Source organism: Arthrobacter sp. FW306-05-C (assembly GCF_021801725.1).
Lineage (GTDB): Bacteria > Actinomycetota > Actinomycetes > Actinomycetales > Micrococcaceae > Arthrobacter.
This window is the reverse complement of sequence record NZ_CP084556.1, coordinates 4,139,642-4,154,799: the sequence shown is the minus strand read 5'-3', so window position 1 is coordinate 4,154,799 and position 15,158 is coordinate 4,139,642. Positions and strand designations below refer to the sequence as shown.

General features: G+C 62.0%; 14 protein-coding genes. 11 read left to right on the top strand and 3 right to left on the bottom strand.

Features of this window, described 5'->3' with window-relative positions:
• Window positions 1–84 precede the first annotated feature (84 nt).
• From LFT44_RS19300 to LFT44_RS19290, 3 genes are all read right to left on the bottom strand, one after another.
• Complete coding sequence (locus LFT44_RS19300; RefSeq protein WP_236800136.1) at window positions 85–1,431, bottom strand: purine-cytosine permease family protein; 1,347 nt, start codon at window positions 1,429–1,431, stop codon at window positions 85–87.
• Between the two features lie 226 nt (window positions 1,432–1,657).
• Window positions 1,658–2,596: a cyclase family protein gene (locus LFT44_RS19295; protein WP_236800135.1), complete on the bottom strand. Its 939-nt coding sequence runs from the start codon at window positions 2,594–2,596 to the stop codon at window positions 1,658–1,660.
• Window positions 2,597–2,598: 2 nt separating this feature from the next.
• Entirely contained in the window at window positions 2,599–2,898 is a 300-nt protein-coding gene (locus LFT44_RS19290) for a Dabb family protein (protein ID WP_236800134.1), read from the bottom strand.
• A 127-nt stretch (window positions 2,899–3,025) separates the two neighbouring features.
• On the opposite strand from LFT44_RS19290, the gene LFT44_RS19285 reads away from it, so the two are divergent.
• The 11 genes from LFT44_RS19285 to LFT44_RS19235 all read left to right on the top strand — a co-directional run bounded on the left by LFT44_RS19285 (window position 3,026) and on the right by LFT44_RS19235 (window position 14,853).
• Window positions 3,026–3,940: a LysR family transcriptional regulator gene (locus tag LFT44_RS19285; protein ID WP_236800133.1), complete on the top strand. Its 915-nt coding sequence runs from the start codon at window positions 3,026–3,028 to the stop codon at window positions 3,938–3,940.
• 952 nt (window positions 3,941–4,892) lie between these two features.
• Window positions 4,893–5,600, top strand: coding sequence for a FadR/GntR family transcriptional regulator (locus LFT44_RS19280; RefSeq protein WP_236800132.1), 708 nt, complete (start codon window positions 4,893–4,895; stop codon window positions 5,598–5,600).
• Window positions 5,597–6,469 carry an SMP-30/gluconolactonase/LRE family protein gene (locus LFT44_RS19275; protein ID WP_236800130.1) on the top strand — a complete coding sequence of 291 codons (873 nt, stop codon included), beginning with the start codon at window positions 5,597–5,599 and terminating at the stop codon, window positions 6,467–6,469. The genes LFT44_RS19280 and LFT44_RS19275 overlap by 4 nt, the downstream gene beginning before the upstream one ends.
• Before the next feature lie 57 nt (window positions 6,470–6,526).
• Window positions 6,527–7,603 (top strand): substrate-binding domain-containing protein, encoded by a 1,077-nt coding sequence (locus LFT44_RS19270; RefSeq protein WP_236800129.1) that lies wholly within the window; start codon window positions 6,527–6,529, stop codon window positions 7,601–7,603.
• Window positions 7,604–9,142 (top strand): sugar ABC transporter ATP-binding protein, encoded by a 1,539-nt coding sequence (locus LFT44_RS19265; protein ID WP_236800127.1) that lies wholly within the window; start codon window positions 7,604–7,606, stop codon window positions 9,140–9,142.
• Window positions 9,139–10,104 carry an ABC transporter permease gene (locus LFT44_RS19260; protein ID WP_236800126.1) on the top strand — a complete coding sequence of 322 codons (966 nt, stop codon included), beginning with the start codon at window positions 9,139–9,141 and terminating at the stop codon, window positions 10,102–10,104. Before LFT44_RS19265 ends, LFT44_RS19260 begins: the two co-directional genes overlap by 4 nt.
• Window positions 10,101–11,072: an ABC transporter permease gene (locus LFT44_RS19255; RefSeq protein WP_236800124.1), complete on the top strand. Its 972-nt coding sequence runs from the start codon at window positions 10,101–10,103 to the stop codon at window positions 11,070–11,072. Before LFT44_RS19260 ends, LFT44_RS19255 begins: the two co-directional genes overlap by 4 nt.
• A gap of 73 nt (window positions 11,073–11,145) precedes the next feature.
• Entirely contained in the window at window positions 11,146–12,195 is a 1,050-nt protein-coding gene (locus LFT44_RS19250) for an Ldh family oxidoreductase (protein ID WP_236800123.1), read from the top strand.
• The gene (locus LFT44_RS19245) at window positions 12,192–13,160 is read left to right on the top strand and encodes a C-terminal binding protein (protein WP_236800121.1); all 969 of its coding nucleotides are present in this window, start codon (window positions 12,192–12,194) and stop codon (window positions 13,158–13,160) included. Before LFT44_RS19250 ends, LFT44_RS19245 begins: the two co-directional genes overlap by 4 nt.
• 128 nt (window positions 13,161–13,288) lie before the next feature.
• Complete coding sequence (locus tag LFT44_RS19240; protein WP_236800120.1) at window positions 13,289–13,894, top strand: bifunctional 4-hydroxy-2-oxoglutarate aldolase/2-dehydro-3-deoxy-phosphogluconate aldolase; 606 nt, start codon at window positions 13,289–13,291, stop codon at window positions 13,892–13,894.
• Window positions 13,891–14,853 carry a sugar kinase gene (locus LFT44_RS19235; RefSeq protein ID WP_236800118.1) on the top strand — a complete coding sequence of 321 codons (963 nt, stop codon included), beginning with the start codon at window positions 13,891–13,893 and terminating at the stop codon, window positions 14,851–14,853. Before LFT44_RS19240 ends, LFT44_RS19235 begins: the two co-directional genes overlap by 4 nt.
• Window positions 14,854–15,158 lie beyond the last annotated feature (305 nt).

The window sequence follows — 15,158 nt, the reverse complement described above, 5'->3', positions numbered from 1 at the left end:
ACGCGATTAGTCGGATCGTCCAGGAGGACGGGCGGGGCCAGCAATCGTTGGACGCGATAGCTACCGCGCGTCCGGGCTTCCCGCCTATGCCGGTGTTGTACTGGTCTCCATCGGGGCGTTCAGGGCGCTATGCTGCTTGGATGCTCCCCGCAGCGCTGCATACAGGCCGCTGGCTACAGCCACGGTGGTGATTGGGCCCCAGGTCGCACCCCAAGGGAAAGCACTGGTGAGGAAAATACCGACCACTGTTGCCACGGCCCATGCGATCAGGCCGGGGTAGTGGACCTGCCGGTAGTGCTCGTCTCCGAGCAGCCCGTGTTCTTCCTTCCGTGTCCGGTTCAGAAGAATGTGCGTGAGGGCGATTGAGACCCACCCGCTGACCAGAACTCCCTGCCAGGCCAAGGCAAGGAGCAGGTACTGGATGATCGGAAGCAGCATCAGCAAGTAGATGATTACCGAGGAAACGATCACCCAGAATGCTGCCGGAAGCTTGACGCGGAATAGTCGTTCGCCGAATTCCTGCAGGTTGGCTGCGCCCATGAAGTAGTTCGCCGTGTTGATTCGGGTTTGGAAGACGAGTATGAGCAGAAGCCCGATGGGTCCCATCAAGTTCACCAAGCCCCCTGAGAGGCCCGCCTCCGAGCCATCCAGACCGGGAATGGTGAATGTCAGGAAGATGCCAACCAGAGCGTTCACACCGTAGGTAAGTACCCAGAAAACCCAGGTGAAGGTGAACTTGGTGTGGAAACCGGTGTCCTGGCGCTTGCCCAGCGCTGCGTAGTCCATGACGTACATCATCAGCACCCACACGCCCAAATATGCCGCGAAGGTGGCAAGCCAACCAGGGCCACCGGCAGCGAGGGGAAGCTCAGGACCGGGGGTGTGGGTCAGCCATGCGTCCGAGAACCCGTGCTTGATTCCTGCCCAGGCCACCATGACGACAAGTCCAAGGAAGTAGAGCGGAAGCAACCAACCGTTGAGTTTGTCCAGGAAGCGCCGGACTCCGCCCATGATCAGGGGGGTGGAGTAGGCCACGACCACGAGGCTCCATATCCAGTTTTCCCCACCGAAAGCCGTGCGAAACGCGTGCACGATAATGAGGCCCTCAAAGACGGCGTAGTAAATGGCGGTGAGAGCCAGGATAACGCTGGCAATGATAGTGCCGGCCTTGCCCAGGATGGTCCGTGAGAACCGAGCTACCGTAGTGCGGTTGTTGATTGAGTGCTTCGCAAGCACGCGGTTAATCAGGCTGTACACCACAATGGTCAGCACTAGGCCGATAATTGCATTCACCGTGCCGTACGCGACCGCCATCGCCGCGCCGATGTAGAGCATGAACATGGCGCTGGCGATGCCGTAGAAGGCCATCAGCAGTGACCACTTTCCCATCTGGTCCTCGTCGGAACCAGTACGGTACAAGGCGTCTGTCACCTCGACAGTATTATTTGTGCCCTTGAGATCCATATGTTTCTCCTTTGAAACGTGGAACTTATAGCCCGTGATGGTGACCGGCTGCACAAAACCGTAAATTTCTAGAGGCGCTGCCCCCCGCTCCGGTTCCGATCTGCGAGTCGTACTTGGGCTCCCCTGTGGTTAATTGGATTGTTGTTCAGGTCGCGGGGACCTGGACGGCTGAGCTGATTCTAAATGAGCGGAGTCAGTTCAGTTTCAAAGCCATGGGACGAATGGGTGCACCTGTTGCTCCCTTGAGACGGATCGGTGCTGCTATCACGCAGAACTCGTTGACGTCATCCGCCGAAAGCTCTTCAAGGTTCAACAGTTCAATCATTGGAACACCGGCCTCAGCGAGGAAGTGGCAGTGGCCGGGAAGCCAGTTGTCTTCATGGTTGCTCGGGCCAACCTCCACGCACTCCTGGTCGGCGCCAATGACACTGATTCCCTTGGCGGTGAGCCAGCGGGCAGCGTCCAGGCTGAGGCCAGGAGGGTTACCAAGGGCCTTGCTGCCGTCGGGCCAGAAGGCCATCCGGCCTGTTCGGACGAAAACGACGTCACCCTGCCCGATAGTCAGACCCGTGCGCTGCAACTCGTCCTCAATATCTGTGACCGTGATGGCGTAGGAGTCCTCGAGGCACTGCACACCCTTGAGTTTGGCAATGTCCAGCAGCACGCTGCGGGCGATGATCGGCGGGATCGTGTCCACGCCGCCCTTGGTCCAGTTGCGGCTCCCAAGGTGTTCCTTTGCTGTGAAGCCGTTGTAGATGGCGCCATCGACGCCGAAATGGTTGAGGGCATCGATGTGCGTTCCCGTGTGGGTGTACAAGAACACGACATCGCCCGAGTAACAGACGTGCTGATTGACCTGGTCCCCAGCGCCGTTCAGGTTGTCCACGACCGTGCCATCAGGCGTGTGGCTCATGAAAATCTGGTAGGACGGGTCGCCGGCCGCCTGGAAGCTGGGCATGCCAACGAAGTAGTCCACGCTGAGGTCATAGACCTTGGATGTGTCTACACGCCCCAAGGCATTAGCCTGAGCCGCCAGAGCAAGAGTGTTCAGCGCGCCCAGCTCGTCGTCAGGACCGTAGGGGCTGGTGGCGACCTTGATGCCGGCCTTCGCTTCCGCGATGTTCGTCGTCACTGTTACTCGGCCTCACGAACGAAGTCGACAACCGCGCGACTGCGAACCATCGGCAGCAACTGCTGTACGATCTCTTCGTGGAACGGGTCCGACGAGTAGGCCTCGAGGTCGGCCCAGGAATCGAAGTCTGTGATCAGGACGCCGTCCCAAGGGTCACCGTTCTCGTTGGGTTCTCCCACATGCCCGCCCATTTCCCAGCTGCGAATCACGGTCAGCTTGTCGGAAAGCTGGGTCAGAAGGTCAAGGATGGCTGAATTTTCAGCCGTTTTTGCTGCCTGCCACATGAATACGTGCCTGATCAAAGCTGATCTCCTTCTCGATCTGAAGACCACCGCTGCGGGGTTCCGATAGCTTGCACGCCTTGTGCACGGGTGGTCTTTTTCTTGCGTACTGCAATCCTGCTTGCCACTCCGTCTATGAGTCCAACACATGCTTGTCATCGGTCCTATCTATATGGATCATGAATGGATGGAGCTACAACAATTCCGCTACGTCGTCGCTGTAGCCGAGGAAGGCAACTTCACCCGGGCCGCCGCGCGCTGCTTCGTGGTGCAGTCAGCACTAAGTCACCAGGTCAAACGCCTAGAGGAGGAATTGGGCGTCACCTTGTTCAATCGGACAAGCAGGCGTGTGGAACTTACCCCAGCAGGCACGGCCTTTGTTGCGGCGGCGCGTTCAACGCTGAACGCCGCGGAACGGGCAGCTGTCGATGCCGCAGCGGCCGCCGGCCACATAACAGGACGCCTAAGCGTGGGAGTCATTCCGACCGTGACCGCAATCGAAGTCTCGGCCTCGCTTAAGGCCTTTCGAGAAGCTCATCCCCAGATCCACATAATGCTGCAGGTCGGAGGCAGCGACGAACTGGAGGCCGCGATTATTCAAGGAGACCTCGACGTTGGCTTGCTCGGGCTACCGGAAAACCGGCAACCACGCGGCGTAGCTTGGCGGCATCTGGGGTACGACCCGCTGGTTGCTGTCGTCAGTCAGGAACACCGACTTGCAGACTCGCACGAGGTACAACTATGCGACCTGGCCCAAGAGACATTCGCCGACTTTCCCAGCGGCACCCCGGCACGGGAAGAAAGCGATCAGGCCTTTGCCGCCGCGAACATACACCGTGAAGTGGCCTTCGAGTCAATGGCGACAGATCTCACAGTAGATCTGATTCGCCACAACCTGGCCGTAGCTCTCCTGCCAGCCGGATACGTGCCCCGCCATCCCGCCTTGATCAGCATCGCTATTGCCGATGGCCCGTCTCGATCCGAATACGTGGCCTGGAGCAGCTTCAACCCCAGTCCAGCGACACACGCATTCCTCGAGATCATCGCCCAGAACGGAAGGTGAGGCTCTTATCGGGCCGGCCGCACTCATGTCACGGCGGATCGACGCCGTGCCTCCCTGGCGGCTAATTTCGTCCGGACAAGCAACGGCACTGCAGTCTTCCCCAACGGAGCCGGATGCCGCATGCTGCGCCGCCTCTGAACTGGGATTTCGGGCGCAGCGCTACTTGGGAGTCCGGTGAGCGGGCAGCAGACCGAACCTCTTAAACAGCCCTGTCCTACGGTGGGCGACATGGAGTTGCGGCCCCGGCGGTCGCCGGGGCCGCAACTCGTTCCGAGGTCACCTGCATGTCGAGAAATCAGAGTCATCTAAACCGGTGGTCGGTGAAGGCCCCCCAACGCCTTCAGGCGATGCCTCCCACCGTCGCCACATCCTGATTCGGCTTGTCAAACCTGGAGTCGAGATTGTTCTTGATTGCGCCCATCAGCGCTCATTTCGTGCCTCCTCTTCGATTAACACTTCAATCCGGGAGGCGGCCAGGGGAATCGTCGGAGACGGGTATAACGGCGGTCCCGCTACTTCTTTTCAAGTCCGGCCGCTTCCAGCTGAGTAGTGCGCAAGGCGGTGGTGGGTCTTCCGTCACCTAGGGGCTGGAGGAGCCTACGTTCCTTTTTTCGCGTTGGGAAGCATCTTTCGTGCTCTCCTGGCCTAAGGGACCGGTTCCTAGCTGGGCTCATTCATTGGTTCGCCCGATGTTTGATCCGGGTTGGCGATGCCACGCCAGGTCTGGCGCTCAATCAAATAGGTTTTACACGCTCTGCGATAGCCGTCGCGGGCCGGAAGCCGGCGCGGGTGGCATAGGTCGCTGTCTCACAATGCTCGCAGCTCGATGGCCGCCGCCCGGGCCCAATCGAGAGGTACGATCATTTGCTATGAGGGCGCGTGTTTGACGTCACTTTCTGCGTGTGTAATAGTTCTCGTAGCCAAAGAGGTAGAACCAATCAGGGGGACAAGGATGTCGCGGGAGAATGTCATCACCGCTTCCCAGCGGGCGATGGAGCTGATACGTGAACGGATCAGCGCGGGCGACTTTGCACCTCTGTCCCAGCTGCCCCGTGAGACGGATTTGGCACTCCAGCTGGGGGTCTCCCGAGGTGCCCTGCGGGAGGCCATACGGGCTCTGCAGGCTTTGGGTGTTATTGAGAGCCGGCATGGTTCCGGTACCTATGTGACCGGGCTGCAGCCGAGCGATCTCTTACCCGCACTTGGGTGGACCGACCTGTTGCAGCACGGGCATTCAGCCATCGAGCTGGCTGAGTTCCGAAGGGTAATCGAGCCAACGGCGTGCGGACTCGCCGTTGACCGGGCATCGGTGGAAGAGAAGCAAGAAATCCGTCGCATCCACGAGCACATGCAGTCCGTAACCGATCCCCGGGAGTACGCCACCTTGGACGGGCAGTTTCACCAGGCGATTGTTACCTCCACGGGGAATGGCATCCTGTCCAGTGTTCTCACTTCGCTTGCTTACGGTGACGCTTGGAAGCGGATGTGGCGGGCCGCAACCGCGGACGTCATTCCCGAGCGCACCCGGCGTGAGCACGAAGCACTGGTCACGGCTTTGGAAACCGGCGACCGTGAGCTGGCAATCGCCACCGCCCACGCCCACATCAGTTCGACCCAGCGGCAGATCCGTGAGGTCTTCGAGAAAGATGGCAACCAATGACTCTGCGGCGTACTCCCGCCTTTGACCTGCTGGACGTGAAGGGCCGGGACCAGCTGGGTGAGGGCCCCTGGTGGTCGGCTGCAGACGAACTCTTGTATTGGGTTGACATCACTGGACGGCTGGTCCGGAGCGCCCGTCTGGACGGAACGGAGGAGTCGGCCATCCCGGCACCCTGCGAAGTCGGCTTTGCGGTTCCGGACGACACAGGTGCGATCATCGTCGGTCTGCGCTCGGGAGTCCATCGACTGGACCCCGGCAGCGGTACGTACGAGTTGTTGGCCGACCCCGGTCACGCACAGCACGACCACCGCATTAATGACGGCAAGACCGACCGGTCAGGGCGGCTCTGGTTCGGCACGATGCACGACCAGGAGACAGAGCCCTCCAGCGGTCTCTACAGCTTCAACGGCGGAAGGCTGCAGCACGTTTACAGCGGCATCATCACCTCGAACGGTCTCGGATGGAGTCCGGACAACAGCGTTTTCTACCATACGGACTCCATCACGCGCACGATTTCAGCCTACGACTTCGACGAAGAGTCGGGCTCCATCAGTCGCCCCCGCGTCTTTGCCCGGGACGGGGGAGCGTATGTGCCCGACGGACTTACCGTCGATGCCGAGGGTTTCCTTTGGTCAGCGAAATGGGACGGCGGCATCGTCGTCCGGTACGCCCCCGACGGCACTGTCGTTGACGAACTCGAGCTGCCCGTTTCGCGCCCAACCAGCTGCATGTTTGTCGGTCCGGGGCTCCGCACGCTTGCGGTAACTTCTGCCCTTCCGGCCCATGGGCTGCACGAACCGCTGGCAGGATCGGTTTTCCTCATCGACGCCGGCGTAGCCGGGCTGCCGGAAAGCCCCGCCACCACCTGATTTTCCCGAACACAATCACCTGATACGCACTGATCACATCTACATGGAGGTAGAGATATGTTGACTGCACGGAAGACGGCCGTGCGCCGCCGAAAGGTTCTGACGGCGGCGTTGGCTACGGCGCTGCTGCTCGGCACGGCAGGATGCTCCACTGTTGGGGGCGAAACGCAGACCGCGAACGCATCGCCTTACCTGGTCAAGACAAAAGAAGGCCCGCTGAAGGTCGGCTTCTCCAACTCGTTCGCCGGTAATGCCTTCCGAACCCAGATGATCGCTGAATTGCAGTACGCGGCGGACAACCGCAAGAACGACGTGGCCTCGCTGACCATCACGGACGCAAACAATAGCGTCGACACCCAGCTCTCCCAGATCAACGACCTACTCACGAAGGGAATCGACATTCTCTTGGTTGATGCGGCCTCGGCAACAGCGCTCAACGGCGCCATTGAACGGGCCTGGCAGCAGGGGGTGCTTGTGGTGTCCTTCGACAACGAGGTCACCAGTGAACACGGGATCGTGGTGAACATTGACCAAACGGAGTTCGGCAAGGTCGGTGGCGACTGGCTCGCGGGCAAAGTAGGAAAGGGCGAAAGTGTTGTAACCCTCGATGGAGCGGCCGGAAGCCCCGTAAATGATTCCCGCTTGAACGGCGCGATGGCACCGCTCAAGGCAGCCGGCATCCTGACCGCTGGGCAAGCGAACACAGACTGGGACCAGGCCAAGGGACAGTCCGCCGCCTCCAACCTCCTCTCGGCGCACCCTGACGTCAAAGGCATCTACTCCCAAGGAGGCGCCGCCTCGCTGGGGGCCATCAATGCCATCGAGCAGCGTGGCGGAAAGCTAGTGCCGATCACCGGCGAGGGCTACAACGGCTTCCTGAAAAAGTGGAAGCAGCTCAAGGACGCCAGCGGATGGGAGTCCATCGCCCCCTCCGCCCCTCCGGCTCTGGCTGCCAATGCCCTCGACATCGCCATCAAGGCCATGCGCGGCACAGATCCAGGTAGGACACCCAAGGTCGAACTGCCTGTCATCACCCAGGACACCCTGGAAAAATACGTTCGCCCTGACCTGTCCGACGCCCTCTTCCTGCCCACCGGACTGCCGGACGACATCCTGAACAAGAATTACAAATAAATGACTACACCCACTTCCACGGATGCCCCGGAGCCTCAACCACTGGTTGAGCTCCGGGGAGTCAGGAAAAGCTTCGGCGGCGTGCATGCCCTCAAGGGCGTCGACCTAGTGATCCCCCCCGCTACGGTCGTAGGGCTGGCCGGCGAGAACGGTGCCGGCAAGTCAACCCTGCTGAAGATCTTGTCAGGCATTTACACCCCGGACGCAGGGTCCGTTCTGTACGATGGCGTTCCGCAGGAGCACGTGACGCCGGCGATTGCCCGCAACGCGGGCATCGGCGCAGTCACCCAGGAGCTCTCGCTCTTCGAGCACCTCAACGTGGCTGAAAACATCCTTATTTCCCAAGAGCCGATGCGCGGCCCCTTTGTGGACCGGAAACATCTGCACCGTCGGGCCGCCGAAGTCCTGGAACAGGTGGGCGCCTCGGTTTCGCCCACCGCCATGATCCGGGATCTGTCCTTCGCGGACCGGCAACTTGTTGAGATCGCGAAGGCCCTTGTAAGCGAACCACGCGTGCTGGTACTGGACGAACCCACGTCTGGTTTGCGTGAAGCCGAAGTCGACAGGTTGCTCGAAACCATTCGTCGTCTGAAGCAGTCGGGCCGCAGCGTCATCTTCATCACGCACCGGATGAGCGAGATGTTCGCTGTGTGCGACAGATTCACGGTCCTGAAGGACGGTGAATCTGTCGCCTCCCGACGCAGTGAAGAGATTGGGCCTGAGGAGCTGGTCCGGCTAATGGTCGGCCGCAGCCTGTCCGCCCTGTACCCCGAAAAGCCGGCCGCCCACCAGCAGACAATGACACCACTGCTGAACGTCAGCGATTTCGCGATCCCGGGAACACAGGTGCGCGACGTTTCATTGCAGGTCCATCCCGGCGAAATCGTTGGAATTGCCGGACTGGCGGGAAATGGGCAAAACGAACTGCTCGAAGGTATAGCCGGAGTGCGGCGGGGGCGCGGCAGCCTTACTGTTGACGGCCGCACCGGCCCCTTCCAAACCGCGCGAAAAGCCCTTGACGCCGGGATTGCCCTGGTCCCGGAGGACCGGAAACGGCACGGATTGGTCCTCCCGTTCTCAATCCAGCACAACCTCACACTGCCCACTCTGCGGGCGGTGTCCAGGTTTGGCTTCATACGACGCCGCGCAGAAGCCGACATCGCGGCAAAGTCCATCGAAGACCTCTCGATCCGCCCCAACGACCCCTCTTTGGAAGCGGCCGGCCTGTCAGGCGGCAACCAGCAAAAAATCGTGATCGGCAAGAGCCTGCTGGCAGCGCCCTCGGTCTATGTGTTCGCGGACCCCACCCGTGGCATCGACGTAGGCACCAAACAGGAGATTTACCTACTGATGCGGCGGCTGACCGAAAACCGGAAGGGAATTCTGCTATTGTCCACCGATTTGAGCGAGGCCATCGGCGTCTGCGACCGAGTACTCGTGATGTCCAGCGGCCGAGTCGTCGCCGAGTTGTCGGGCGATGACCTGACCGAGGAAAATGTGACCCACGCGTCCTTCGGCGGGGTGGCGCACGCATCATGACCGCGAACATCGTCGCTTTCTTCCGCAGGGAGCCCTCAGTACTTGTCGCCTACGCCGTGCTGATGGTCATCCTGGCCATATGGGTGGCCCTGACTCCCAACCTGTCCCTGACATCACTGACGAATTCCATCGGCGCGAAGCTGCCCCTCGTCATGCTCGCCATCGCGGCAACGATCGTGATAGTAAGCCGGGGCATCGACCTTTCAGTCGGCGGGACGCTTGCCCTGACAAACGTCATTATTGCCCGGGGCTCGGCTTCGGACGGAAATGTACTGCTCTGGATCGTCGTGGCGATCGCCGTGGCCCTCATCGCCGGGCTGATCAACGGAATCTTCGTCTCGCTGCTGCGGCTTCCGCCCCTCATCGTCACGCTGGCCATGCAGTCGGTACTCGTCGGAGCTGCACTTTATGTGCTGCCAACCCCGGGCGGAAGCGTCCCGTCCTGGTTCTCACGCCTGTCACTGACCCTGGTCGGACCGGTACCGCTGGTGCTGATGCTGATGATCGTGGTTCCCCTGCTTGTCTGGCTGCCACTGCGCCGAAGCCGTTTCGGCACTGCGTTGTACGGAGTCGGCAACGACGAAGCCGCGGCCTTCGTCAGCGGCGTTAAGATCCGATCCACAGTCATCGGTGCATACATGCTCTCGGCCTTTTTCGCGGCCTTGGGCGGCATCTTCCTGACGATGAACACGGTGTCCGGCGACCCAAATATTGGCACCCCGTACACCTTGAACTCCATCGCCGCCGCGGTCCTGGGCGGAGCCCTGCTCGCCGGAGGCAGGGGAACCATCTCCGGAGCGATTGCCGGTGCCCTCATTCTCTCCTTCATCACCAATTTGCTGTTCTCGCTTGGGGTCAGCAGCTACTGGCAGTACGTCGTGACAGGGGTGCTTCTGGTAGCCACCCTTTCTGTTCCCTTCGTTGCCGAGTTTTTCCGCTCCAGAAAGGCGGCCCCTCAATGACCAGCATGTCGCTCAGCTCCGGCCTCAAGCGCCCGGACTCGAACGCCATCCGGGCGGTGGTGCCCTATGCAGTGCTCGTCCTGCTCTACCTCGCCACGGTGATCATCGCTCCGGGCTATCTCGCCCCCGCACAGATCGGCAGCCTCCTACAGCTGGCCACGATTCTGGGCATCGTCGCGATCGGGCAAATGCTTGTCATCCTGGTGGGCGGCATCGATCTGTCCGTGGGGTCGGTCGTGACTTTGTCCAATCTGACGGCGGCCAGCCTGATCGATGGAAAGGACGGCAACCTCGCGGTCGCATTGGTCGCCAGCCTGGCAGTAGGTGCCCTCACGGGTTTGGCTAACGGCCTGATCATCAGCTACCTCAAGGTCCCCGACCTGGTCGCCACGCTTGCCACGATGACCATCCTCATCGGCGTGGGTTATCTGATCACGAACGGTGCGCCGCGGGGGTCCTCCAGCCCGCTGCTGAACGGCGTCATGACCGGACGGCTGTTCGGGGTACTCACAGTTGGCACGTTGCTGTGGTTTGCTCTGGCCGCAGTGACGATCCTGGTGCTGCGGTTTACCACCGTGGGCCGGCGTGTCTACGCAGTCGGGCTCAACAGGGAAGCGAGCCGCTATGCCGCGGTCTCCGCAAACCAGACCGTCATAGCTCTCTACGTCCTCTCGGGCCTGGCGGCCGCCTTTGCTGGCGTCCTGCTCACCGGCTACACCGGTTCCAGCTACCTGGGTTCGGGCGCCAGCTACCAGCTTGCGTCCATTGCCGCCGTTGTCCTTGGAGGCGTCAGCATCTTCGGGGGACGCGGGGGATACGGCGGAACGATTGCCGGCGTCGTGATCACCGTGCTGTTGCTGAGCATCCTGCAGGTGGTCGGCATTCCGCAAGCCGGACAGAACATCGCTTACGGCATCGTCATCCTGCTGATGCTGATCGCTTTTACTTCACGGCGCTCCAACCGTTAGCCACGCCGGCGTCGTCCGTTTGAACCACCGGGTGGGCCGGAACAATCTTGCCTCCCGCCGAAAGGAATCCCCCATGAGTGCCTCATTTGATCGATCGGCCATCGAGGCCTTTGCCGCCGCCGCACTGACAAGCGTCGGTGTACCGGACAGCCACGCCGCCATCGTGGCAGAATCGCTCACCGTGGCGGACCAGCGCGGCACGCATTCCCATGGTCTGCTTCGCCTGCCGCTGTACGTCGGTGCCATCCAAAGTGGCGGCATCAACGCGAACCCCAACTTTCAGTGGAAGACCGACAGAGGAACTGTTGCACTCCTGGACGCCGACGCCGCGCTGGGCCAAGTGGCGATGCACGAGGCAGTGGAGTACGTGGCGCGCAATATCGACACGCACGGCATTGTGGCGGTCGCGGTGCAGGACAGCACCCATTTCGGGGCTGGCTCGTACTGGGCTGAGACCTTGTCCAAACGCGGCTGCATCGTGTTGCTGACCTCTTCAACCGGAGCGAGCGTGACACCGTACGGCGGTGCAGAACGGCTTCTGGGCACGAACCCGTTCACGATCTCCGCTCCCAGCACCGCGGATGCGCCGTTGACTCTGGACATCGCGACCAGCCGGATTGCCTATGGCAAGGTCGTCGCGGCCCGCAACGAGGGCCGCGCCATTCCGGAAGGCATGGCTGTGGACCGCACAGGTGCTCCGACCACCGATCCGGACAAGGCCCTTGAGGGCGCTCTCCTTCCCTTCGGGGAGCACAAGGGGTCGGGGCTCTCTGTTCTGCTGGAGGCCCTGTCCGTCATCCTCGGGGGCGCAGCTTTCGCCCACGAAGCAGTCGACATCTGGGATGACCCGACGTCGCGCATGAATACGGGCCACCTGCTGATTGCCCTGGACGCCAACGCCTTTGGCGGAGTAGACGCGGCTGGTGCGCGGGTGGCGCATTTGCAGAACAGGGTACGCAACAGCGGCGGCCCAAACGCAAGCGTCCTCGCCCCCGGCGACATTGAAGCGGCCACGGCAGCGCGAAGCGGCAACCTCGTCCGCGTCGACGACCCCACCGTGGTCGCCCTTGAGGAGCTTGCACGCGGATTGTCCTTGCCATTCCCCGCCTCCACCGCAGCATGAAAATTGTCATTGTCGACTGTGATCATGAAGGCACCGGGATTGAGCGTGGCGTAGCCGAGGCCGCGGGGCACCACCTCGTCGTCGCTTCAGCGCGTACCGAGGACGAGGTCATTGCCGCTGCTGCCTCCGCGGCCGCCATCGTGGTGCAGTATGCTCCTATCACCCGCCGGGTGTTGGAGTCACTGCCAGAGCTGAAGGCGATCGGACGCTACGGCGTCGGCTATGACACGGTCGACGTCGAGGCCGTGACAGAGCACGGCGTAGCCTTGTGCACGGTGCCGGACTACGGCACCGAGGACGTCAGCGACCACGCCCTGGCACTGGCCCTGTCCCTCGCCCGCGGGGTGGTCCGACTGGACGCGGCACTGCGCCGGGGCGAGCACGACCTGGCCCCGGTCAAACCGCTGCACCGGTTTTCCGGGCGCGTCTTCGGCGTGCTGGGTCTTGGAGCCATAGGTGCGGCCACGGCCCGTAAAGCAGCAGGCCTTGGCTTCTCCGTCATCGGCCACGACCCGGCGCTGGAACCGGGCACCACGACACCGGCCGGCGTACCCACCCGGACCTTCGATGAGCTGATCGCCGAAGCCGACATCCTGTCGCTGCACGTTCCACTCAACGCACACACGCATCATCTAATCGACACCGCAGTGCTTGCAGCAATGAAGCCCACCGCTTTCCTCATCAATACATGCCGCGGTGCGGTGGTGGACACCGACGCCGTCGTGCAGGCCCTGGAGCGCGGGACAATCGCCGGCGCGGGCCTGGACGTTTTCGAACAGGAACCCCTGCCCGTCGACCATCCGCTGCTCGCGCTGCCCAATGCCGTGCTGACCCCCCACGCCGCATGGTATAGCGAGGAATCCTATGCGGAGCTCAAGCGTCGCGTTGTCGAAAACGTCGTTGCCGTCATTGACGGGCGGGCGCCCCGAAACATGATCAACCCCGAAGTACTCGGAATCCCGTGACGGAATCCGATGGCCGAGTATCCGCCGTCGCTCACCAGAAGCAAGCCAATGAAAGAGAAGCCCCCGTGCAAGTGATCCCAGAACAACCGAGCCGTGTCCCCGTCTCCGCCACCTTTAGCGCGAACCCTGTGGTCGCTGTCCTTCGGGCACGGGACGCCTCGCTGTACCCGCCGGTGGTGGAAACTCTGGTGGAGAACGGAGTGCTGTCGATCGAACTGACGCTCACGACACCCCGCGCGCTTGAAGTCCTTCCGGGTCTCCTGGATCGACTCGGTGGCAGCGCGGAGGTCGGCGTCGGCACCGTCCTGAACGCAAGCCAGGCGGCCGCCAGCATCGAAGCGGGGGCAGCTTTCCTGGTCACCCCTACCACCCTGCCCGAGGTCGTCCACGCCGGACTGAAAGCTGGGATCCAGACCTACCCTGGCGCTCTCACGCCCAGCGAGTTGTCTACGGCGTGGGAGGCCGGGGCCACGGCGGTCAAGCTGTTTCCAGCCTCGATCGTGGGCCCGGACTATCTGACTCAGCTGCGCGGCCCGTTTCCGCAGATCCCAGTGCTACCCTCAGGCGGAATCGGCATAGATGACGTCCCGGCGTGGATCGCCGCCGGGGCGGTCGGAGTCAGTATGGGCGGCCCGCTGATTGGCGACGCCCTCTCCGGCGGGGATCTAAAGGCCCTTGCCCAGCGCGCCCGACGAACAGTTGACCTTGTCCACACGGCGGGGGACGCGCGATGACGACCGCAGTCGCTGCCCGCAGCCAAGTGGTCACAATCGGGGAGACCCTGGCGCTGATCCACACGAATTCCCCGGGCCCGTTGGCGTACTCGGAGAGCCTTATGCTGGGCAGTGGGGGCGCGGAAAGCAACGTAGCCATAGCCTTGACCCGGTTGGGGACCGACGTCACCTGGCTCGGCCGCGTCGGACAAGACTCCTTGGGTGATCGTGTGGTGGCGGACATCAGAGGCGAGGGCGTTACCACTCTTGCGTTGCGTGACGATGCGGCGCCCACCGCGCTGATGCTTAAAGAACGACGGACTAACGCCTACACGGCCGTCTGGTACTACCGGGCAGGCAGCGCCGGCGCCCGGCTGCGGCCAGGAGACATTCCCCCCGGGCTCATCGAATCGGCCGCCCTGCTCCACCTCAGCGGAATCACGCCAGCACTCAGCGAAACCGCCAGGGAAACATTCTTCATGGCCATCAGCCGGGCACGCGATGCTGGCGTGCCAGTCTCCCTTGACCTTAACTACCGCAGTCGACTGTGGTCCCCAACCGAGGCCGGCGCTATTTACCGCCGGACCATCCCCCTGGTGGACATCGTCTTCGCCAGCGACGACGAGGCAGCCATGGCGGTAGGGGACGGAACACCGCAGGAACTCGCCGAACGCGTGGTCAAGATGGGGGCGAGGGAAGCCGTCATCAAACTCGGTGCTGAAGGATGTGTAGCCAACATCGGTGGCATATGCCATTCCAAGGCTGCTGTTCCCATCACTGTCGTGGACAGCGTGGGTGCCGGCGACGCATTTGTAGCAGGCTACCTAAGTGAATGGCTCGGCAACACCGGCGTAGATGATCGACTAACCACTGCCGTGACCGCAGGGGCATTTGCCTGCATGGTCCCCGGCGACTGGGAAGGAATGCCACGTCGCAAAGAACTGGCCATTCTAGACGCAACTGACCCCGTATCAAGGTGAGCTGCGCACAAGAACGACCCCTCTTGGCTACCTTGATCAGTGGCAGGAGTGAGAGCCGAAGATATTAATGCAGTGTTGGATGCGCGCACCCCTCTTGAATGAGCGAGGCTCCACCACGCAGTCATGCGGCGGCTCACGTCCTGGGATCTGAGAACACGACTTGAGGATGCGGCTGACTCCGGTCTCGCCGGCAATGCGTGTGAAGGCACCGATGATGGGGATTCCGTCAAGCTAATGACAGTGTCAGGTTGCGATGTGCCCTAATTCGGCGGAGACCATGAAGCGTCGCGTATCTTGAGGCACAG

Excerpts from the sequence above, each read along its gene's own strand:
- LFT44_RS19285 (WP_236800133.1), top strand. The coding sequence starts at position 3,026 with ATGCTTGTCATCGGTCCTATCTATATGGATCATGAATGGATGGAGCTA.
- LFT44_RS19280 (WP_236800132.1), top strand. The coding sequence starts at position 4,893 with ATGTCGCGGGAGAATGTCATCACCGCTTCCCAGCGGGCGATGGAGCTG.
- LFT44_RS19275 (WP_236800130.1), top strand. The coding sequence starts at position 5,597 with ATGACTCTGCGGCGTACTCCCGCCTTTGACCTGCTGGACGTGAAGGGC.
- LFT44_RS19270 (WP_236800129.1), top strand. The coding sequence starts at position 6,527 with ATGTTGACTGCACGGAAGACGGCCGTGCGCCGCCGAAAGGTTCTGACG.
- LFT44_RS19265 (WP_236800127.1), top strand. The coding sequence starts at position 7,604 with ATGACTACACCCACTTCCACGGATGCCCCGGAGCCTCAACCACTGGTT.
- LFT44_RS19260 (WP_236800126.1), top strand. The coding sequence starts at position 9,139 with ATGACCGCGAACATCGTCGCTTTCTTCCGCAGGGAGCCCTCAGTACTT.
- LFT44_RS19255 (WP_236800124.1), top strand. The coding sequence starts at position 10,101 with ATGACCAGCATGTCGCTCAGCTCCGGCCTCAAGCGCCCGGACTCGAAC.
- LFT44_RS19250 (WP_236800123.1), top strand. The coding sequence starts at position 11,146 with ATGAGTGCCTCATTTGATCGATCGGCCATCGAGGCCTTTGCCGCCGCC.
- LFT44_RS19245 (WP_236800121.1), top strand. The coding sequence starts at position 12,192 with ATGAAAATTGTCATTGTCGACTGTGATCATGAAGGCACCGGGATTGAG.
- LFT44_RS19235 (WP_236800118.1), top strand. The coding sequence starts at position 13,891 with ATGACGACCGCAGTCGCTGCCCGCAGCCAAGTGGTCACAATCGGGGAG.